The sequence below is a fragment of the Streptomyces sp. NPDC046197 genome (assembly GCF_040646295.1).
GTDB lineage: Bacteria > Actinomycetota > Actinomycetes > Streptomycetales > Streptomycetaceae > Streptomyces.
Window position 1 is genome coordinate 133389 of sequence record NZ_JBEYZY010000018.1, and the last position, 19326, is coordinate 152714.

The 19326-nt window shown below is 71.0% G+C and carries 15 protein-coding genes; 7 read left to right on the top strand and 8 right to left on the bottom strand.

What is annotated here, in order from left to right; all coding sequences use genetic code 11:
- Positions 1 to 88 precede the first annotated feature (88 nt).
- On the bottom strand, positions 89 to 2659 hold the full coding sequence (locus AB0A61_RS24915) for an ATP-dependent Clp protease ATP-binding subunit (protein ID WP_361296166.1): 2571 nt from the start codon (positions 2657 to 2659) through the stop codon (positions 89 to 91).
- Positions 2660 to 2845: 186 nt separating this feature from the next.
- Between AB0A61_RS24915 and AB0A61_RS24920 the strand changes: the two genes are divergently transcribed.
- Positions 2846 to 3583 (top strand): maleylpyruvate isomerase family mycothiol-dependent enzyme, encoded by a 738-nt coding sequence (locus AB0A61_RS24920; RefSeq protein WP_361296169.1) that lies wholly within the window; start codon positions 2846 to 2848, stop codon positions 3581 to 3583.
- Positions 3584 to 3640: 57 nt separating this feature from the next.
- Here AB0A61_RS24920 and AB0A61_RS24925 read toward each other — a convergent pair whose 3' ends face one another.
- The 3 genes from AB0A61_RS24925 to AB0A61_RS24935 all read right to left on the bottom strand — a co-directional run bounded on the left by AB0A61_RS24925 (position 3641) and on the right by AB0A61_RS24935 (position 6360).
- Positions 3641 to 4306 carry a response regulator transcription factor gene (locus AB0A61_RS24925; protein WP_361296172.1) on the bottom strand — a complete coding sequence of 222 codons (666 nt, stop codon included), beginning with the start codon at positions 4304 to 4306 and terminating at the stop codon, positions 3641 to 3643.
- Positions 4303 to 5544 carry a sensor histidine kinase gene (locus AB0A61_RS24930; RefSeq protein WP_361296175.1) on the bottom strand — a complete coding sequence of 414 codons (1242 nt, stop codon included), beginning with the start codon at positions 5542 to 5544 and terminating at the stop codon, positions 4303 to 4305. The genes AB0A61_RS24925 and AB0A61_RS24930 overlap by 4 nt, the downstream gene beginning before the upstream one ends.
- A gap of 126 nt (positions 5545 to 5670) precedes the next feature.
- Positions 5671 to 6360 carry a TetR/AcrR family transcriptional regulator gene (locus AB0A61_RS24935; protein ID WP_361296178.1) on the bottom strand — a complete coding sequence of 230 codons (690 nt, stop codon included), beginning with the start codon at positions 6358 to 6360 and terminating at the stop codon, positions 5671 to 5673.
- 128 nt (positions 6361 to 6488) lie between these two features.
- On the opposite strand from AB0A61_RS24935, the gene AB0A61_RS24940 reads away from it, so the two are divergent.
- On the top strand, positions 6489 to 6953 hold the full coding sequence (locus AB0A61_RS24940) for a nitroreductase family deazaflavin-dependent oxidoreductase (protein WP_361296181.1): 465 nt from the start codon (positions 6489 to 6491) through the stop codon (positions 6951 to 6953).
- Here the strand turns inward: AB0A61_RS24940 and AB0A61_RS24945 are convergent.
- Entirely contained in the window at positions 6943 to 8187 is a 1245-nt protein-coding gene (locus AB0A61_RS24945; protein ID WP_361296184.1) for a geranylgeranyl reductase family protein, read from the bottom strand. The genes AB0A61_RS24940 and AB0A61_RS24945 overlap by 11 nt on opposite strands.
- A 213-nt stretch (positions 8188 to 8400) precedes the next feature.
- Between AB0A61_RS24945 and AB0A61_RS24950 the strand changes: the two genes are divergently transcribed.
- Positions 8401 to 9756 (top strand): dipeptidase, encoded by a 1356-nt coding sequence (locus AB0A61_RS24950; protein WP_361296187.1) that lies wholly within the window; start codon positions 8401 to 8403, stop codon positions 9754 to 9756.
- Positions 9757 to 9946: 190 nt separating this feature from the next.
- On the opposite strand, the gene AB0A61_RS24955 is transcribed toward AB0A61_RS24950, so the two are convergent.
- Positions 9947 to 10984 carry an NUDIX domain-containing protein gene (locus AB0A61_RS24955; protein WP_361296190.1) on the bottom strand — a complete coding sequence of 346 codons (1038 nt, stop codon included), beginning with the start codon at positions 10982 to 10984 and terminating at the stop codon, positions 9947 to 9949.
- On the bottom strand, positions 10981 to 11310 hold the full coding sequence (locus AB0A61_RS24960) for a hypothetical protein (RefSeq protein WP_361296193.1): 330 nt from the start codon (positions 11308 to 11310) through the stop codon (positions 10981 to 10983). Before AB0A61_RS24960 ends, AB0A61_RS24955 begins: the two co-directional genes overlap by 4 nt.
- Positions 11311 to 12300: 990 nt before the next feature.
- Between AB0A61_RS24960 and AB0A61_RS24965 the strand changes: the two genes are divergently transcribed.
- The 3 genes from AB0A61_RS24965 (at position 12301) to AB0A61_RS24975 (ending at position 17509) form a co-directional block, all read left to right on the top strand.
- The gene (locus tag AB0A61_RS24965) at positions 12301 to 16290 is read left to right on the top strand and encodes an SGNH/GDSL hydrolase family protein (protein WP_361296195.1); all 3990 of its coding nucleotides are present in this window, start codon (positions 12301 to 12303) and stop codon (positions 16288 to 16290) included.
- Positions 16291 to 16367: 77 nt separating this feature from the next.
- Positions 16368 to 16691 (top strand): DUF6234 family protein, encoded by a 324-nt coding sequence (locus AB0A61_RS24970; RefSeq protein ID WP_361296198.1) that lies wholly within the window; start codon positions 16368 to 16370, stop codon positions 16689 to 16691.
- 239 nt (positions 16692 to 16930) lie between these two features.
- Positions 16931 to 17509: a hypothetical protein gene (locus AB0A61_RS24975; RefSeq protein WP_361296201.1), complete on the top strand. Its 579-nt coding sequence runs from the start codon at positions 16931 to 16933 to the stop codon at positions 17507 to 17509.
- Positions 17510 to 17533: 24 nt separating this feature from the next.
- On the opposite strand, the gene AB0A61_RS24980 is transcribed toward AB0A61_RS24975, so the two are convergent.
- A complete protein-coding gene (locus AB0A61_RS24980; RefSeq protein WP_361296204.1) occupies positions 17534 to 18373 on the bottom strand; it encodes a hypothetical protein in 840 nt (279 codons plus the stop codon).
- 168 nt (positions 18374 to 18541) lie between these two features.
- Between AB0A61_RS24980 and AB0A61_RS24985 the strand changes: the two genes are divergently transcribed.
- Entirely contained in the window at positions 18542 to 19309 is a 768-nt protein-coding gene (locus tag AB0A61_RS24985; RefSeq protein ID WP_361296207.1) for a hypothetical protein, read from the top strand.
- Positions 19310 to 19326: the final 17 nt, after the last annotated feature.

The following is a 19326-nucleotide window of genomic DNA, read 5'->3' on the forward strand; positions in this document are numbered from 1 at the left end:
GGTCGGGGGGCGCGCCGGCGCCAAACCGCCGTACGCACAGCCGCACAGTCCGCGATCGGGGCCGCGCAACCGCAGTGACCGCGAGCGGTTACGCGGTCGGGGCCGCGCCGCCGCCCGTGCCCGGCTCAGCCGCCTTGGCCGCCGTGGCGGAGCCGGACGCCCGGGAGGCCGCCGGGCGTTCCACACGGCAGACGAACGCGTCGTTCACGACGTCGGCCACGATGGTGTCGCCGGGATCCGCCGATTCGCTCAGCAGCAGGGACGCGATGCGGTTGTCCAGCTCCGCCTGGACGGTGCGGCGCAGCGGGCGGGCGCCGAACTCGGGCTGCGTACCGTGGGCGAGGAGCAGCCTCTTGGCCGCGTCGGTCACCTTCAGCTCCAGGCCCTGGGCGCGAACCCGGCGGCGGCTTTCGTCGAGCAGCATCTCCAGGATCCGCCCGAGGTCGTCGTCGGTCAGGCCGTGGAAGATGACGACGTCGTCGATACGGTTGAGGAACTCGGGCAGGAACCGGCCCCGCAGGTCCTCCATCAACTCGTCCTTGATGGCGCTGACGTCGCCCCGGCGGGCGAGGATCCGCTGGGCGCCGATGTTGGAGGTCATGATGACCACGGTGTGCCGGAAGTCCACGGTGCGCCCCTGGGCGTCGGTGAGCCGACCGTCGTCGAGGACCTGCAGCAGGGTGTTGAAGACGTCCGGATGGGCCTTCTCCACCTCGTCGAACAGCAGCACGCTGTACGGCTGACGGCGGACCTTCTCGGTGAGCTGGCCGGCCTCCTCGTGCCCGACGTACCCGGGCGGGGCCCCGACCAGCCGGGAGACGGTGTGCTTCTCCATGAACTCGCTCATGTCGAAGCGGACCATGCGGTTCTCGTCACCGAAGAGCAACGCCGCAAGCGCCTTGGCCAGTTCCGTCTTGCCGACCCCGGTGGGACCGAGGAAGAGGAAGGAACCGACGGGCCGGTTGGGGTCGCCCATGCCCGCGCGGTTGCGGCGCACCGCCTGAGCGATGGCGGTGACGGCCTCCACCTGGCCGACGACGCGGGAGTGCAGCGCCTCCTCCAGCTTCAGCAACCGCTCCTTCTCGCTCTCCGTCAACTGGGAGACGGGGATCCCGGTGTGCCGGGACAGGACGTCGGCGATGTCGTCGGCGGTCACCTCCAGTACGCCTTCGCGCCGCTCGGCCACACCGGCCAGTTCGGCCTCCACCTCGGCGATCCGGTCCTTCAGCTCGGAGGCCCGCTCGAAGTCCTCGGCCGCGACGGCCTCGTCCTTCTCGCGGCGCAGCTTGGCCAGCCGGTCCTCGTGCTCGACGACCTCGGCGGACCTGCCCAGGGAGCGCAGCCGCACCCGCGCCCCGGCCTGGTCGAGCAGGTCGATGGCCTTGTCGGGCAGGAAGCGGTCGGTGACGTAGCGGTCCGACAGCTCCGCCGCGGCGATCAGCGCCTCGTCGGTGTAGCGCACCTGGTGGTGGGCCTCGTAGGCGTCACGCAGGCCCTCCAGAATCTGCACCGTCTCCTCCACGGTCGGCTCGGGCACCATCACGGGCTGGAAGCGGCGCTCCAGTGCGGCGTCCTTCTCGACGTACCTGCGGTACTCGTCGAGCGTGGTGGCTCCGACGACGTGCAACTCGCCGCGGGCGAGCGCCGGTTTGAGGATGTTGCCCGCGTCCATCGAGCCCTCGCCGCCGGCGCCGGCGCCGACGACGGTGTGCAGTTCGTCGAGGAAGAGGACCGTCGAGTCGGAGGCCGCCTTGACCTCGTCGATGACGTTCTTCAGCCGTTCCTCGAACTGGCCCCGGTACTGGGCCCCGGCCACCAGGCCGGTCAGGTCCAGGGCGACCACCCGCTTGTTCTCCAGCGTCTTGGGCACGTCCTCGGCGACGATCCGCTGGGCGAGACCTTCCACGATCGCCGTCTTGCCCACGCCCGGCTCCCCGATCAGCACCGGGTTGTTCTTGGCGCGCCGGGAGAGGATCTCGACGGTCTGCTCGATCTCCGCGGCCCGCCCCACCACCGGATCGAGTTTTCCGGAGCGCGCCTCCTCGGTGAGGTCGCGTCCGTACTGGTCCAGGGTCGGCGTGTCGCTCGCGGCCTCGCCACCGGGCTGCGGCGCCTCGGTCCGGGCTGCCGTCTCGGCACCGCGGCGCGACTGGTCGGGTTCGATGCCATGGGCGACCAGGACGCGGGCCGCCGCCGCACCAGGCGTGTCCAGCAGGGCCCCGAGGATGTGTTCGGGGCCGATGTACGACACTCCGGCCGCCCGGGACCGTTCGTAGGCACGCAACAGCACCCGCTTGGCCGCCGGGGTCAGGCCCGGCTGGGCCGACGGGGTGCCGCTCTCGCCGGGCAGCGCCCGGGCGAGGTCGGCGCCGAGCCGGTCCGGGTCGGCGCCGGTCTGCGCCAGCAGCGAGCGGGCCGGCTCCACCTGCGTGCTCGCCCACAGCAGGTGCTCGGTGTCCAGGTCGGAAGTGCCGTCCTCGGCCGCCCGCCGGGTGGCGTGGTTGATCAGGTCGCGGGCGGACTCGGTGAGCAGCCGCCCGATGGGCACCCGCTGCACCTGCGGGGGCGAGGCGGCGGGCGTCATGCCGAAGAAGCGGTTGAGGATCTCGGAAAACGGATCCGGACCGCCGAAGGGGGATTCGAGGGGGGGCATCGTCATGATCGCCGTCCGCAGCTGGGAGATGGTTCCCCACCAGCCCAACCCGCCGAATGGACTATCGCAACGCGGCCTACGCCGACCCGGTACCGTGCCGCCGCGTGGGCTGTGCGTTCCGGGCGGGGCGCCCGGCTCCGGGGAGGCGCCGCTCCTCCCCACGAGGGTGCCCGATGGGGCACACTCACCCGCATGGAGACTGCCGAGTTCCTTGACGCACTGGACCGGGAAGGGCGGCTGCTGGCCGCGGCGGCCGAGCAGGCCGGGACGGACGCCAAAGTACCGACCTGCCCTCAGTGGCAGGTGCGGGACCTGCTCCGGCACACCGGTGTGGTCCACCTGTGGGCGGCCGGCTTCGTCGCCGACGGGCACCCGTCGGCGCGTCCGATGGGCAATCCGCCCGATCTCGACGGTCCCGCGCTCGTGGCCTGGTACCGCGACAGCCACCGCCACGTCGTCGAAACGCTGACTGCGGCGCCCCCCGACCTGGCCTGCTGGACCTTCCACCCCGCGCCCGTGTCGTCGCCGCTCGCGTTCTGGGCCCGGCGGCAGGCGCACGAGACCGCGATCCACCGCCACGACGCCGAGACGGCGCGTGGCGCTGCTCGGACGGCGGTGGCGACGGAGTTCGCGGTCGACGGCATCGACGAGTTGCTGCGCGGCTTCCATGCCCGGTCCAGGAGTCGCGTCCGCACGAGGCAGCCCCGGGTGCTGCGGGTACGCGCCACGGACGCCGACGCCGTGTGGACCGTGCGGTTGTCGAGCGAGGCCCCGGTCACCGTCCGGGGCGCGGTCGGCGAGGCCGATACCGAACTGGCGGGACCCGCGGACCAGCTGTACCTGGCGATGTGGAACCGGCTGCCCGTGCCGAGCGTGACCGGCGACCGCGAGCCGGCGGTGCTGTGGCGGGAGACGTCGCCGATCGTCTGAGTCCGGCGGGGGGGCCGTGCCGGTCGGCTGCTTGACCCGCCGTCCCCGGGGGAGGGTTCAGCCCAGCCAGCCCGGACGTACCAGGCCCGACTCGTAGGCCAGGACGACCAGTTGGGCTCGGTCGCGGGCGCCGAGTTTCACCATCGTGCGGCTCACGTGGGTCTTGGCGGTGAGCGGGCTGACGACCAGGCGACGGGCGATCTCCTCGTTGGACAGCCCGATGCCGACGAGGGCCATCACCTCGCGTTCCCGCTCGGTGAGCCGGGCCAGGGTGCCGGCGGCCGCTGGTTCCTTGGAGCGGGCCGCGAACTCGGCGATCAGACGGCGGGTCACACCGGGCGACAGCAGCGCGTCGCCGCCGACCACCGCCCTCACGGCGCGCAGGAGTTCGTCGGGTTCGGTGTCCTTCACCAGGAAGCCGGAGGCGCCGGAGCGGATGGCCTCGAAGACGTACTCGTCGAGTTCGAAGGTGGTGAGCATGACCACCTTCACGTCCTCGAGGACGCCGTCCTGCGTGATGCGGCGGGTCGTGGCCAGGCCGTCCAGCAGGGGCATGCGGATGTCCATCAGGACGACGTCGGGTCGCAGTTCGCGCACCTTGCGCAGCGCTTCCTCGCCGTCGGCGGCCTCCCCGGCGACCTCGATGTCCGGCTGCGCGTCGAGCAGCGCCCTGAACCCGGCCCGCACCAGCGACTGGTCGTCGGCGAGCAGTACGCGGATCACCGGTTGTCCTCCTTGAGGTTCAGGGGCAGTACGGCGTGCACCCGCCAGCCGCCGTCGGGGCGCGGGCCCGCGTCGATGGTGCCACCGAGTGCGGCGGCCCGCTCCCGCATCCCGGCCAGACCGTGTCCGGTGCCGCCCGCCTCGGCGCAGGTCGCGGGCCCGTCGTCGTCGATGCGCAGCCGCAGCGCGTCGCCGCCGTGCTCCAGGTGCACGCGCGCGTGCCGCGAGCCCGAGTGCCGGACGACGTTGGTGAGGGCCTCCTGGACTATCCGGAAGGCGGCGAGGTCCGTGCCGGGCGGCAGGCTGGGCGAGTCGCCCTCGACGTCGACGGTGAGGCCGGCGCTCGCCGCCTGCTGCACCAGCTCGGGCAGCCGGTCCAGGCCGGGGGCGGGGGCGCGCGGGGCGTCGCCGGGCGTGCGCAGGGTGGCCAGCACCTGGCGCACCTCACCCAGTGCCTCCTTGCTGGCGGCCTTGATGGTGGTGAGCGCCGTGCGGGCCTGCTCGGGGTCGGTGTCCAGGAGGGCGAGGCCGACGCCCGCCTGGACATTGATGACGGAGATGCTGTGCGCGAGCACGTCGTGCAGTTCGCGGGCGATGCGCAGACGTTCCTCGTCGGCGCGCCGCCGGGCCGCCTGCGCGCGCTCGGCCCGTTCCCGGGCCCACTGCTCGCGCCGGGTGCGGGCCAGTTCGGACAGCGCGACGACGGCCACCACCCAGGTGGCGACGACGACCTCCTGGCCAGGGCTCCCGCCGCTGTCGCCGGGCGGCGGCAGCCAGCGGTAGAGCCACAGCGCGATGAGCGCGTGTCCGGCCCACAGCAGTCCGACGGCCGCCCAGGCGGCGCGGCGGTGCCCCGTGACGACGGCGCTGAAGCAGCCGACGGCGACGGCCAGGAAGACCGGTCCGTACGGGTATCCGGCGGCGGCGTAGACCAGGGTCACGGCCGCCGTGCCGAACGCCACGAACACCGGGTACCGCTTGCGCCACAGCAGCAGCCCCGGCGCCACCACGAGCAGGAGGCCGGCGTACGCGTCCAGCGGCTCGCGATGCCCCTGCTGGCCCCGCGCCGAGAAGTGGGTGCCCATGACCACGAACACGGTGAACAGCACTGTGGACAGCCAGGGCCAGGCGGTGCCCCGGGCGTCCTCGTCGCCGGGGCGGTTCCACCACGGCGGTCCGTGGCGCCACCACTGCGGTGGTCCGCTCCCGCGTACGCGCTGCTGTGCCATGACCGCCACGCTAGACGGGCCGCACCGCAGGCGGCGTCAGCCCGGCGAGGTGATCACCCGTACTCCCGGGGAAGTACGCCCGCCTTGGACACCACATGGCGGAAGAGGAGGCTTCACCGGTCCGCCCCCGCAGGGTCAGCGGTCCAGCCCCACCCCGTGGGCGAGACGGGTCACCGCGTGCCGGAAGAACGGCTCACGGTCCTCGACCACCCGGTTGAACTGCCCGAACAGCTCGAAGCCGACCAGGCCGTACAGCTGCGCCCAGGCCGCGACGAGCGCCGCCACCACCTCGGGCGGCAGGGCGGGCGCGAGGTCGACGGCCATCCGCTCGGCCTCGCCCCGCAACTCGGCGGGCAGCGCAGGCCCGGTCAGTCCGTCCTTCTCGTGGGCGTCGCGCACGATGCCGACGAGGAGAAGGCCGACGCGGGACGCGGCGGGGATCGTCGCCTCGGGCGCGGTGTAGCCGGGCACGGGCGAACCGTAGATGAGGGCGTACTCGTGCGGGTGTGCGAGCGCCCAGCCGCGCACCGCCTCGCACACGGCGGTCCAGCGCCGGAGGGGTCCCGCGTCGGCGACCGCGTCGTGCGCCGCTTCCGCGGTCTCGCCCAGGGAGTCGTAGGCGTCGATGATGAGCGCGGTCAGCAGGTCGTCACGGCTGGGGAAGTACCGGTACAACGCGGACGAGACCATGCCGAGTTCACGGGCCACGGCGCGCAGCGACAGCTTCGCGGCGCCCTCCCCGGCGAGCTGTCTGCGTGCCTCGTCCTTGATCGCGGCGGTGATCTCCATCCGGGCCCGGGCGCGGGCGCCTTGTGCGGTGCTCATGGACAGAGTGTTCCACGTTTTCAGATCGGTGCTCACAAAAGAGAGCACTGCTCTTGCATTGGGTCGCCGCCCTGCCCCACACTGTTCATCAAGCGAGAGCACTGCTCTCCCAAACCGTGGGGGTCACCATGTCGTCGTCCTCGTCAGCGTCGCCGTACTACCTCAAGGGCAGCCCGATGACCATCCGCTTCAACAGCGTCATCGGCTGGCTGGCCCGGCGCGGGCTCAGCGTCGCCGGAACGGCGGAGTTGTCCGTGCGCGGCCGCAAGAGCGGCACACTGCAGCGCATCCCGGTCAACCCCCACACGCATGACGGCGTGCAGTACCTCGTCTCGGCCCGCGGTCACTCCCAGTGGGTGCGCAACATGCGCGTCGCAGGCGGTGGGGAACTGCGCGTAGGACGGAAGGTCCGGGCCTTCACCGCGGTGGAGCTCGCGGACGCGGAGAAGCTCGCCGTCCTGCGGGCCTACCTGGAGAAGTGGGGCTGGGAGGTCAACCAGTACTTCCAGGGCGTCACCGCGAAGTCCTCCGACGAGGAGATCATCGCGGCCGCCCCCGACCACCCGGTCTTCCGCATCACGGTCACGAACTGACGGCGTCCCCGGCGGCCTCCGCGGCCGGCCGCCGGTCCAGTGCGGTCAGGGCACGCTGGGCCATCGGGTGGGCGCGGACCATCTCACCCAGGGACGTGGATCCCCGCGTGATGTCCTTGAAGGCCTTCCAGGCGGGACGGAATCCGGTCAGCACCGCGTGGAAGAGGCCGGGACGGCGCTCGAACACCGCCAGCATCCGCTTGCCGACGGCCATTTCGACGCCGAGCCCAGCCTTGATCGCGAACGCGTAGTTCAGAGCCTGGCGGCGGGTGTCCACCGCGTCGTGCGCCTCGGCGATCCGCACCGCCCACTCCCCCGCGAGCCGCCCGGAGCGGAGCGCGAACGAGATGCCCTCGCGCGTCCACGGCTCGAGCAGCCCGGCGGCGTCCCCGCACACCAGCACCCGTCCCCGCGACAGCGGCGAGTCGTCGGCGCGGCAGCGGGTCAGGTGCCCGGAGGAGATGCCCGGCTCGAAGCCGGCGAGTCCGAGCCGGGCGACGAAGTCCTCCAAGTACCGCTTGGTGGCGGCGCCTTCGCCCCGGGCCGAGATCACTCCGACCGTCAGGGTGTCTCCCTTGGGGAAGACCCAGCCGTAACTCCCGGGCATGGGGCCCCAGTCGATGAGGACCCGTCCCCGCCAGTCCTCGGCGACGGTCTCCGGCACCGGAATCTCCGCCTCCAGGCCGAGGTCGACCTGGTCGAGCTTCACCCCGACGTGCGCCCCTATGCGGCTGGCGCTGCCGTCGGCCCCTACGACCGCCCGCGCGAGCACCGTCTCGCCACCCTGGAGCAGCACGGCGACCGTGCGCCGGTCCGGCACCGCCGAGCCGTGCTGCTCGACCCGGGACACGGTGACGCCGGTGCGCAGCTCGGCACCCGCCTTCTGTGCGTGCTCGACGAGCTGCTGGTCGAACTCGGGCCGGTTGACCAGCCCGAACAGCATCCGCCTGGAGCGGCGGGTCCGGCTGAAGCGTCCGTTGTGGGAGAACGTCACCGCGTGCACCCGGTCCTTGAACGGCAGCTCGAAGCCGGGCGGCAGCGCGTCGCGCGAGGGGCCGATGATCCCTCCGCCGCAGGTCTTGTAGCGCGGCAGCTCCGCCTTCTCCAGCAACAGCACGCGTCGCCCCGTGACCGCCGCCGCGTAGGCCGCCGAGGCCCCCGCGGGTCCCGCGCCCACCACGACGACGTCCCACACCTGCTGCACGTCGTCCGCCGAAGAGTTCTCGCTGCTCACGATGGTCCACTGCCTCCGATCAAGCCGCCTGCCGCTGCTGTATCCCGCATCCTACGGCGGCGATCGCCGCAGCCCGCTGTGGGAGGATCGGCGGCGTATGCGCCCGACACACCGGGCGCGCCTACGCCGACCGATCATCCGGAACACAGGAGTGCTCGGAAGTACCACTCCGGTACTCACCAGTACAACGTCGCACCCACAAGGAGCGTGCCCATGTCGTCGAATCCTGTCGCCGAGACCGTCGCCTCACTGATGCCCAGGGCGAAGGCGGAGCTCGCCGAGCTGGTGGCCTTCCGGTCGGTGGCGGACTTCGACCAGTACCCGAAGGGCGAGAGCGAGGGCGCGGCCCGCTGGGTCGCCGACGCACTGCGCGCCGAGGGATTCGAGGACGTGGCCCTGCTCGACACCCCGGACGGCACGCAGTCGGTGTACGGCTACCTGCCCGGACCGGCGGACGCGAAGACGGTCCTGCTGTACGCCCACTACGACGTGCAGCCCCCGCTGGACGAGGCCGGCTGGACGACCCCGCCCTTCGAGCTGACCGAGCGCGACGGGCGCTGGTACGGGCGCGGGGCCGCCGACTGCAAGGGCGGCGTGCTCCTGCATCTGCTCGCGCTGCGCGCCCTCAAGGCCAACGGCGGCATACCGGTGAACGTCAAGGTGATCGTCGAGGGCTCGGAGGAGCAGGGCACGGGGGGCCTGGAGCGGTACGCCGAGGAGCACCCTGAGCTGCTGGCGGCCGACACCGTCGTGATCGGCGACGCGGGCAACTTCCGCGTCGGCCTGCCGACCGTCACCACCACCCTGCGCGGCATGACCCTGGTCCGCGTGCAGGTCGACACGCTCGAAGGAAACCTGCACTCCGGCCAGTTCGGCGGCGCGGCACCCGACGCCCTGGCCGCGCTCATCCGCGTCCTGGACTCGCTGCGCGCCGAGGACGGCTCGACGACCGTCGACGGCCTGACCGGCGAGTCCGCATGGGAGGGCCTGCAGTACGAGGAGGAGCAGTTCCGCAAGGACGCCAAGGTGCGCGACGGTGTGAGGCTGATCGGCTCCGGCACGGTCGCCGACCGCATCTGGGCCCGGCCGGCCGTCACCGTCATCGGCATCGACTGTCCGCCGGTCGTCGGCGCCACCCCGTCGGTACAGGCGGGCGCCCGCGCCCTGATCAGCCTCCGTGTGCCGCCGGGTGTGGACGCGGCCGAGGCGACCAAGCTGCTCCAGGCGCATCTGGAGGTCCACACGCCCTGGGGCGCGCGGGTGCACACCGAGCAGATCGGCCAGGGCCAGGCCTTCCGCGCCGACACCACCAGCCCGGCCTACCAGGCCATGGCCGACGCCATGGCGGTCGCCTACCCGGGCCAGGAGATGCAGTACGCCGGTCAGGGCGGCTCCATCCCGCTGTGCAACACCCTCGCCGCGCTCTACCCGCGCGCGGAGATCCTCCTCATCGGCCTGAGCGAGCCGGAGGCGCAGATCCACGCCCTGAACGAGAGCGTCTCGCCCGAGGAGCTGGAGCGCCTCTCGGTGGCGGAAGCCCTGTTCCTGCGGAACTACGCCGCGAGCTGACCCGGCGCACCGCCGACGGGAAGGGGCCCGGCCGCCGGCCGGGCCCCTTCCCGCGGTCGTTCCGGGGACGTCGTCGAGCTTCTCCCCGCGCCCGCACCTCCCGCGCTTCCCGGTCGGCCAGGCCGGCCGGGGCGGTACCGCGCAGATCGGCGGTCAGGCACCGGCCGGCCGAGAGCGCGGACTCGGGGCGTCAGCCGACCGGTACGCCCGCCTCCAGGTACAGGGGCGCGCCACGCTCGCGCGCCCGCAGGGCCCATCTCAGCCGCTCGTAGCGGACGGGCGGCAGCAGGTCGGCGGCCTCCCGCTCGGTGACGAAGCGGCAATCGCGCAGCTCGGGTCCGGGCAGCAGCAGGTGTCCCGCGTCCTCGGCGTCGAGCCGGCCGCCGTCGAAGAGGAGGCGCAGGCCGCCGAAACCGGGGGGCGCGGGCTGCTCCCAGTCGACGACCAGCAGCCGGGGGACCTGGTCCAGCCGTATCCCGGTCTCCTCGGCGACCTCGCGCATCCCGCCCCGGGCCGGGGCCTCACCCGGCTCGACGACTCCTCCGGGAAACTCCCAGCCGGCCTTGTAGGTGGGATCGACGAGGAGCACCCGGTCCTGCTCGTCGAACAGGAGCACCCCGGAGGCGACGGTCTCGGCGGTCGGCTCCGGCGTCTGCACGATGTCGCAGGCGGGCACGGCACCACTGCCGACCGCCTCCACGATGCGCACGGCCGTCTCGTACGGGGTGAGGGCGCCGGTGTCGACGGGGTGGGCGTCGGCGGTGAGCCAGGAGGCGAGGGCGGCGCGGTAGGGCTCGATGTGGTCGTAGGCCCACTGCCGTGTCCGGATCTCGCCGTCGGGGAGGTCGGCTGCCTCACGGCCGGCTATCCGCTCCCGCAGGATCGTTTCGGCCGGGGCGAGAAGGACGTGCCGGACACCGATACGGCGAGCGGCGAGGCCGCCGAAGATCTCGTCGCGGTACTCCTGGCGGAGCAGGGTCATCGGGACCACGAGGGTGCCGCCCAGCTCCGCGAGCATCGCGGCCGCGGTGTCGATCACGAGCCGTCGCCAGATCGGAAGGTCCTGGAAGTCGCCGACCTCCGCGAGGTGTTTGGGCGGCAGCAGGTGCGTGAGCGCCCCGCCGATGACCTCGGGATCGAAGAGCGTGCTGTTCGGGATCAGTTCGATCAGTTCCCGTGCGGTGGTGGTCTTCCCCGCACCGAACGCACCGTTGATCCAGACGATCATTCATACTCCAGGACGGGAAGGCCGCTGAACAGCGACGGGCCATCGGACAAGAGATCATCTGGGAGAGGTGTGGGAAAAGGCGCCGCCCACAATCCAGCCCCCACTACTTCCTTCTCCCACACACCCTGCAGATACTCCACGATCCGCTCCTCCATGGCGACCGTGACCTCGCCATGGACCCGCTCCACACACGCCGGCTCATGCTCCATCCGACCCTCGATCGCCACCCGCGCCACATCGGCTCCCCGCTCGTCCAGCAGAGCCTTATGCCAGTGCCTCAACCGGTACAGATCCTCACCGGCCATCTCCTCCAGGGCCGGCAGCACCGGGCGCGCCCACCGCGCGTACCGGAACCGCCCCTGGCCCGGAGGAGTCTGGTTGGGTGAGGCGGCGTTGTTGGCGTCGTAGCAGCGAGCCCTGCTCGTGGTACGGGCCGGTGGTTCCCGGTAGTTGCCGACGAACCGGTAGGGGCTGGCCAACGGGACCGCAGGGCTCAGCCGGCCGGCGGACGCCGCGGGGCCCCTGGGTGTCAAGAACAGGCCATGTTGATCATACGGCTCGGCAGTCGCGCAACTGCCACCGTTTCACGCCAACTCCACGTCCGCGAAGGTGTGTTGCGTCTGCTGGAGAGGCGTCTCGGCCCTTGGCCGCTGGGACAGCTTCCGGCCATACACGATGGGGATCTTGCGTGACGTGACCATGCCTGGCTTAAAGTAGCGAGGCAGTCGACGGAGCGGACTAGACCAATCCTTCAGTCCGTTGTTGCGGGGGGCGTGACTATCAGTGGAGGCGGTTTCGCGCGGAGTGTGCCGCGCTGCCCTCGTCTGCGCGGCGACCACATGGGAGCTCTGGACCTGCACACCGGCGGTGCGATCGTCAACGCCGGCCCCTTGACCGGCAGGACCATCCTTCACCCATCAGGAAACGCTACCTACTCATGCTGAAATCTTTGGCAGGCCTGCGTAGTACGGCGCGAGCCATTCTCACTTCGCCGTGGGTGGCCCTGCAGGGGCACACCACCGCCGCCCGCACCTCAACTGGCTGACCAGGCCCTGCTCGGGACCGTCTTCCTTCGGCTGGTCGACGGCTGAGGACACACACCGGTTGCTCTCGCCTCGAGCCCGACAGCAGGGGCCTGTGCCAGGCCGTGCCTGCGGGCCGGCCGCTTTGCCGTCTCCCGCCAAGCTCCCGTCCGTCCTTTGGAGTCTCTGCTGGGCGGATGGGCCACGCCGTGCTCCGACCAGGCACGGGAAACTACTCATCGAAAACGGGGAATCGCTGCTTTGCGACTCAGAAGACGAACGCGCGCGCCGCTGGTGGCCGTTGTGGCCTGCGCCGCGTTGACCGGTGGCCTGCTGCAGGCCGCACCCGCCATGGCCGCACCGAACCCGAAGTCCTCCCCGGGCTCCTCCACACCACCGGTGCCCCCCGGTCAGGTGCAGGAACCTGGCAAGAAGCTCGGCAAGGGCTGGAAGGACAGTCCCGACCGTGCCGTGACCGCTGCTGCTGACGCGGAGGGCCTGCGCATCCTCGTTGCCGACAGCAGCAAGGCATACGCGTGGAAGACCGCCGCTGTTCTGTCGGAGCCGGGCATGCCGGCGGATTCGTGGATCGGCAACCAGTGCCTGATGGACCACGCGCACGCGGCGGTCGTCTACGCGCCGCGCACGTTCACGAACAAGCCTGACCTGATGCAGGGCGGCGCGTTCACCGCCATCGTCGATCTGACGACCGGGCAGGTGAAGAAGCTGCCGTTCACCGCGTCGTTGGCCTACTTCGACCCGTCCTGCAACACGGCGACGCACAAAGCCGCGTTCACCGCCTTCCGGGACATGAACGACCCCGCGAGCACACGCACGCGCGTGGTCACTGTGGACGTCTTTGGCAGGACGACGGGTTCGGCCGCGGCGAAGGGTGAGATCACCAGCGCGGTTCCGGTGAAGGACGGCACGGTCGCCGCGCTCGGCAGCCGCCTGGTCCACCTCGGCCCCTCGGGCACGGTGAAGAACCTCGTGGACGCGGACGGCGCCCCGTTCGACATCCGGCCGGCCGCCGACGGCAAGGTCGCCTTCCTCGACCACAAGGGCAACTCCACTGCCCACGCCAGGCTGTTCACCGGCAGCGGCAGGCCGAAGACCATCGCCTCGGGCGAACTCGGCGATCTCGACCTCATGCAGGGCGATGCGGGCAGGGTCTTCCTCACCGGTCATCCCAAGGGCAGCCCCGCCACCGCGGGAACCGGCGTCACCCGCCTCGACGCCCCGGCCGGCACCGATGTGTCCTCCCACGGCCGGCTTGCGATCGACCCGGTCCTCACCCCCGGCGTCCACGCCGGCCTGACGCACATCAAGAACGGGGGCAAGGGCTTCACGAAGTCCGGGGAACCCGCCTCGCAGACGGCCACGCCCGCCAACGACGGCAACGAGCCGGTGACGGTCACCAGCACCGCCACCACCACCGGGACCAAGCTCACGCAGAGCGTGCAGCAGGCGATCGGCAACGGCTCGGGGCACGATCCCTCCCCGGCCCTCGCCACGGCCACCGGCACGCACAAGCGCACCTCCCTGAAGTCGGGCCTGACCCCGAGTTCCCCGACCGACGACGACCGCTGGTGCGCCGTGTCCCGCAACGACGTCAAGGTCCAGGCGCTGCAGCCGACCTCGAACCAGGTCGAGTGGGCTGTCGACATGGCGGTGCGCGGTGATCTGAGCGCGAGCTACATCCGGCAGGGCGGATACCGGGACCAGGCCGGTGTGGGCACCGTGGACCCGCAGTCCCTGTTCCCTCTGCCGAAACTGACGGGTGGCGGCAGGATCCCGGCCAACGTCCTCCTCGGCATCATGGCTCAGGAGTCGAACCTGTGGCAGGCCGAGGGCGGGTCGATTCCCGGCCAGATGGGCAACCCGCTGGCTGCCGTGGACGGTTACTACGGCCACAAGGCCGAGAAGAGCGACCCGTCCGCCTACTGGCAGATCAACTGGGACAAGTCCGACTGCGGTTACGGCGTCGGCCAGGTGACCGACGGCATGCGGCTGGCCGGTCACGAGAAGGACCACGAGACGAGCCTGTCCCCGGCCCTGCAGAAACTGGTCGCGGTCGACTACGCGTCGAACGTCGCCGCCTCCCTGAAGATCCTCGCCGACAAGTGGAACGAGGTCCACAAGGACGGCCAGAAGATCACCGTCAACAACGATGATCCGTCCAAGGTGGAGAACTGGTTCACCGCCGTGTGGAACTACAACCTCGGCTTCAACCCGCCCTCGGAGGCGGGCCAGCACGCCGGGCACTGGGGCCTGGGCTGGTACAACAACCCGGCCAACCCGATCTACGCCAAGGGCTGGGGCCACCCGTTCATGAACACGGACGTGGACGGACCGGAGGCCAACAAGGACGCGGCCCATCCGCAGGACTGGCCGTATGAGGAGAAGGTGATGGGGTGGGCCGCCTGGTCCATCGACACCGGCTTCTCCTACGCCACCTCCGGCCGCCAGGACTGGCCCGGCGAGTCCGGCTTCTCCTCGGCCGGCTTCCGGCCCGCCTACTGGAACGGGACGCCCATGACCGTCCAGACCCCAGGCAGCGCGAAATACAACCGGGCACAAGTCGTGCCGTCGCTGGACGCGTTCTGCAACTCCAAGAACAACTGCGACCCCAACACGCCGCCGAAGTGCCCGGACGCCGAGTGCTACGCGCAGTACTGGTGGAACCAGCCCAACGTGACCTGGAAGTCCGACTGCGCCACCACCTGCGGCTTCGAAAACATCAAGTACCAGTCCCTGGTGCAGGAACCGGGGCGCGGCTACCGTCTCCAGACCGGTACGCCGGTGTGCTCCGGCGCCCCGGCCGGATCCAAGGTCGTCGCCTCGGTCCCCAACGGAACGCCGACCTGGAGCGACCAGCGCGACTGCGCGACGATCTCCTCCGCGGGAAGTTTCCAGTTCTCCTTCAATCCCGGCGCGGAAGGCCGTTACGAGGCGAAGGCCGACCTGCACTCGGTGGGCGGCGGCTACGGCGGCCACTACTGGTACACCCACACCCGTGACGCCGATCACTTCGGTGGCGACAGCGGCGACATGACCATCAACGGCACCTGGACCCTCGGCCAGAGCCTCAACTGGGCGCGCGTCCTGGTCCACCTTCCCGACACCGGTGCCCAGACCCGGCAGGCCAGGTACAACGTGCTGGGCACGGACAGCACCCAACACCAGCGCGTCGTGCTCCAGCGCGCGGGCGGATGGGTCAGCCTGGGCACGTTCCACTTCACCGGCACCCCGCGGGTCGAGCTGTCCAACACGACCAAGGACGGAACCGCGGACGAGGACGTCGCCTGGGGCGCGATCGCATTCCAGCCTCTTCCCGGCAAGCCGGCCAACTTCATCGTCGCGATGGGCGACTCCTACTCCTCGGGTGAGGGCGCCAGCGCTCCCGGCGGTGGGGACTTCTATCCGGAGACCGACCACTACGAGAAGAACAACGACAAGGCATGGGACAGCTGCCACCGCTCCCAGCTGGCCTGGTCGAGGCAGGCCGTTCTTCCGGGGGAATCGGTGTCCGTCGGGGCCATGGACACCGCCCTCGACCCGAAGCTGGACTACCACTTCGTGGCCTGCTCCGGAGCACGCACCTACGACATGCTCCGCGACGGCCAGAACAGCGAGGTGGCGCAGATCGACGCGGGCTACCTGGACAACAACACCACCCTGGTCACTCTGTCGGTCGGCGGCAACGACGCCCGGTTCACGGACGTGTTCAACCAGTGTGTGTGGAAGTCCGGGCTGGACCTGTGCCAGGACTCCTCGATCGGGAACAAGGATCCGGACACGGGCAAGGACGCTGCCGGAGACACCGGTCCGCTCAAGGACTGGGCGCCGAAGTGGCTGCATGACCAGGTCCGTCCGCGCATCGTGAACGTCCTCAACGAGATCCACAAGCTCGCCAAGAACGCACGGATCATCCTCATGGGCTACCCGAGGCTGCTGTCCGCGGGCGGGCAGTGCATCCCCGGCATCGGCACGGAGGAAGCTCCCTGGCTGAACTCGGTCGCGGACACCCTCGACGAAGAGATGAAGGGTGCCGCCGCGGACGCGGGGACCCAGTCGGGCGCGAACGTGGTCTTCACCGACCCGCGCAGCGAGTTCGAGGGCAAGGCCGTGTGCGGTGACCCGGAGGATGTGAACGGCATCGTCAAGACCGGTCTGTCCAAGGCGGACAACACCGGTGTGCTCGAGGTCGGTATGGCGTCCTTCCACCCGAAGATCGACGGTGCGCGGCTGTACGCGAACGTGCTGGAGCGCGCCCTCAGGTAAGGAACAGCTGATCGACGGTGGGGCCTGAGTACGCGTACTCAGGCCCCACCCCGTTGTGCAGGGAGAAACTTGCCGCCATGAACGACCATTCACCTTCACGCCGCGGTACGGGCGAGGACGTGCTCTTCGCCGTCCTGCTGTGGTTTCTGGACGCGATCGTCGGGCTCATTGTCCTGCTGACCGGCCTGGGGACGACCGACTTCAACATGTTCGAGCCTGATCCCCATGCGTCCCTGACATCGGTTTTCGCCTACGTGGCGGGATTCGCGGGAGTGGTACTGCTCTCGGCGATCGGGTTGTACCGGCTGGGATACCGGGTGAGTGTGGCGGCCCAGACCGCGGCCGGCATCGCGGCACTGGCCTTCTGCGCCGCCGGCATCAGCGGGCACCTCACCCTGTGATCGCGCTTCGCACTCCTGGGAGGTCCGGCACAACCCAGCGGGCGCCACAGAAGTCCCGTCCGGGCCGGCGACTGGAAACACAAGGGCGACGAGGCGTTGCAGCGACGCAGTCGCCCGTGTGACAGCACACAGCCCGCCGTCCTGTACCCCAGGTCCGGCGGGCCTGCGTGCACCCCAAGGCGGGTGCCCCTTCGCGGGGGCCCTGACGCTACGCCCAGACAGGCCCGACCGGTAGATGTATGCACTCCTTGCTTCACCAGCCGCCGGGCCACCCCGAACCCTCACCCGACGGAGGAAAACCCCAGTCGTGCACCAAAGCCCCGCTCGAGGCGGGCAGTGCCGGGCCGCAGCCCTCTGCCGTCGCGCTGTCCGCCGACGGCGGTGAGGCCACCACGGTGGCCAACGGCGTCATCCACGTGTCGGCGATCGGCCCGGCCGGCGCGAACCTTGCTCCGACGACGGAGTTGCGCGGCAACACCCAGGTCAGTCAGGACACCGTGGCCTTTCTCGACGCCGGCAACCGGCTGGTCTCCGGAGCGGGATCCCGTGTCGCCGAATGGGACCTGCGCCAAGTCGGCAGCATCGGTTCACGACGGGACGTCCGGGTGCCCATGACCTGCAACGCCTGCATGGAGAACCCGGTGGCCGTCAGTCCGGACGGCGCCGGGGCGGCCCTGGTGAGCAGCAGGGGCACCGGAATCCGGCTGTATCCCCTGGCCGCGCGTACTGGGTCGGGCACGGACGCCACCGGGAGCGAGGTGGTACCAGGCACGACGATCTGCGCTGCACACGCACCTGACGGCTGCACAAGTACCTGACGACGGGTCGGCACCCAGACGGTGCTACGAGGCCGCTCTCGCCAGACCGAGCGTCACGAGGGCGGCGATCTCCGAGGGATCGACGGAAACGGCCAGACGGCGGTTCTCCTCCGGTGAGAGTCCGTTGGTGAGGGCGGACCCGCCGAGTTCGCGCACCCGTACACGAAGTCGGTCCAGGCCCTCGGCCAGCCGGGGATCGGCGGCGCCGTGTTCGTGGGGGAGCCATGAAGAGTCGTCGATTCGGAGGGCTCGCGCCACGTCCGCGGCGACCCCTCCGAAACCGGCCGCCGAGTACAGGGGCTGCGGTGAGCCCTCCAGGCTGAGCATGGCTTCTTCCAGGACGCCGGGCAGGGAGCCGGAGAAGCCGGACCGCCGGCCGCCGACGAGGACGCGCCCGTCACAGCGGTCGCGCACATGGCGCCGCATGGCGTGCAGGGCCGTGGCCGTCGTGTGCGGATCGACCTCTTCAGGCGCGGCACCGCGCCCGGCGGCGGGATCGACCTCCCGGCCGGCCACGTCCAGCCAGACGACCCGGACCGCCGGCCCCGCATCGAGAGCCGTCCGCAGCTCGGCCAGGCTCATTCTGCGGTGTTCGCTCCAGGGCACGGTCACGACCAGCGGCTGGTCCTCGCGGCCCGACCACCCGGCCTCCTCCACCAGGAGGGGCGTGAAGCCGCCGGGCGCCAGGTTTCCGCCATAGGCGAGATGGCCACCTGCCGCCAGGACGGCCCGCGCGATGTGTCTGAGCGTCAGTCGCACACCGTCCTCGTCGCCGCACACGGACCGGGACGCGTCAGGGCTCTGTGACGCCGAAATGGCCAACCGCCGGCCCGCGAGCGCGTCGGGACGCAGGGAAAACGACATGCCTCATCCTCTCACCATGCCCCCGAGTCGCTGCGGGACATGTCTCTCGATGCCGCTCAGCCGCGCAGGGCACCGCCTTCCCGCGGCTCCGCAGCCGCGTCCCTGTATTCGGCGCATTCGACGGCAACGCCCGTGTGTCGTTGCGCAGTTGACGGCTAGACTCACCGAGTGATCACCCAGCTCGCCGTGAAACGCGTGGTTCGTGCGTTGCCCGCCGCCGTCCTGGGCGGCTGTGGCGGCCTGGCGGTGTACCTGCTGAACCGGGCGGGAGGGGCCTATCTGTTCACGCTCGTCGGTGCGGCGCTCGGCGCGGCGGCGGCCCTGACGGCCGACTTCTACCGGAGAACGGCCAGGCTCACGGAAATGACCATCACCGTGCCGCAGCTGAGCGGGTTCACCTTCATGGTGAACGACGACACCAAGCAGGTGTCCTGGCAGCTGTTCGTGGAGACCGTGACCCGGACCTCGACCCAGCGGCTCGGTGACGACGAAGGGCTCATCCGTGAGGCCCTCACCTCGCTGTACGGCCTGTTCGCCACCACCCGGACCATTCTCTCCGCCGCCCGGCCCACGCCGCACGGGTCGGGCATCACCGTGGAGTACCTGGCGGTGAACCTGCTCAACCGCGAACTCCGCCCGTTCCTGTCGAAGTGGCATCCGCGACTCACCGCCTTCGAGAACGCCCACCCCGAACTCCCCGAGTCCGCGTGGCCCGACGCCGCCGAGTGCCGCGGGGAACTGGCCCGGATACAGGCGAACACCCGGGTGTACGCGCTCGGCTTCGCCGAACTGGCCGGAGTCCGGGACCCCGAGCTGATGCTCGGCGACCTGCGCGGCGCCGGGTCGGTCCCCGGCCCTTCGTCCGCCGACCCGTCCAGCCCTTCCAGTCCTCCTGACCCTCCTGACGCTTCCAGCCCTTCGTCGACCCCAGCGTGAGCCCCGCGACGAAGTGC

What these genes read in the sequence shown, in the direction of transcription:
- AB0A61_RS24980 (WP_361296204.1), bottom strand. Translation starts at nt 18,373, where the DNA reads ATGTCGTTTTCCCTGCGTCCCGACGCGCTCGCGGGCCGGCGGTTGGCC.
- AB0A61_RS24920 (WP_361296169.1), top strand. Translation starts at nt 2,846, where the DNA reads ATGGAGACTGCCGAGTTCCTTGACGCACTGGACCGGGAAGGGCGGCTG.
- AB0A61_RS24955 (WP_361296190.1), bottom strand. Translation starts at nt 10,984, where the DNA reads ATGATCGTCTGGATCAACGGTGCGTTCGGTGCGGGGAAGACCACCACC.
- AB0A61_RS24970 (WP_361296198.1), top strand. Translation starts at nt 16,368, where the DNA reads ATGAACGACCATTCACCTTCACGCCGCGGTACGGGCGAGGACGTGCTC.
- AB0A61_RS24935 (WP_361296178.1), bottom strand. Translation starts at nt 6,360, where the DNA reads ATGAGCACCGCACAAGGCGCCCGCGCCCGGGCCCGGATGGAGATCACC.
- AB0A61_RS24915 (WP_361296166.1), bottom strand. Translation starts at nt 2,659, where the DNA reads ATGACGATGCCCCCCCTCGAATCCCCCTTCGGCGGTCCGGATCCGTTT.
- AB0A61_RS24950 (WP_361296187.1), top strand. Translation starts at nt 8,401, where the DNA reads ATGTCGTCGAATCCTGTCGCCGAGACCGTCGCCTCACTGATGCCCAGG.
- AB0A61_RS24975 (WP_361296201.1), top strand. Translation starts at nt 16,931, where the DNA reads ATGCACTCCTTGCTTCACCAGCCGCCGGGCCACCCCGAACCCTCACCC.
- AB0A61_RS24940 (WP_361296181.1), top strand. Translation starts at nt 6,489, where the DNA reads ATGTCGTCGTCCTCGTCAGCGTCGCCGTACTACCTCAAGGGCAGCCCG.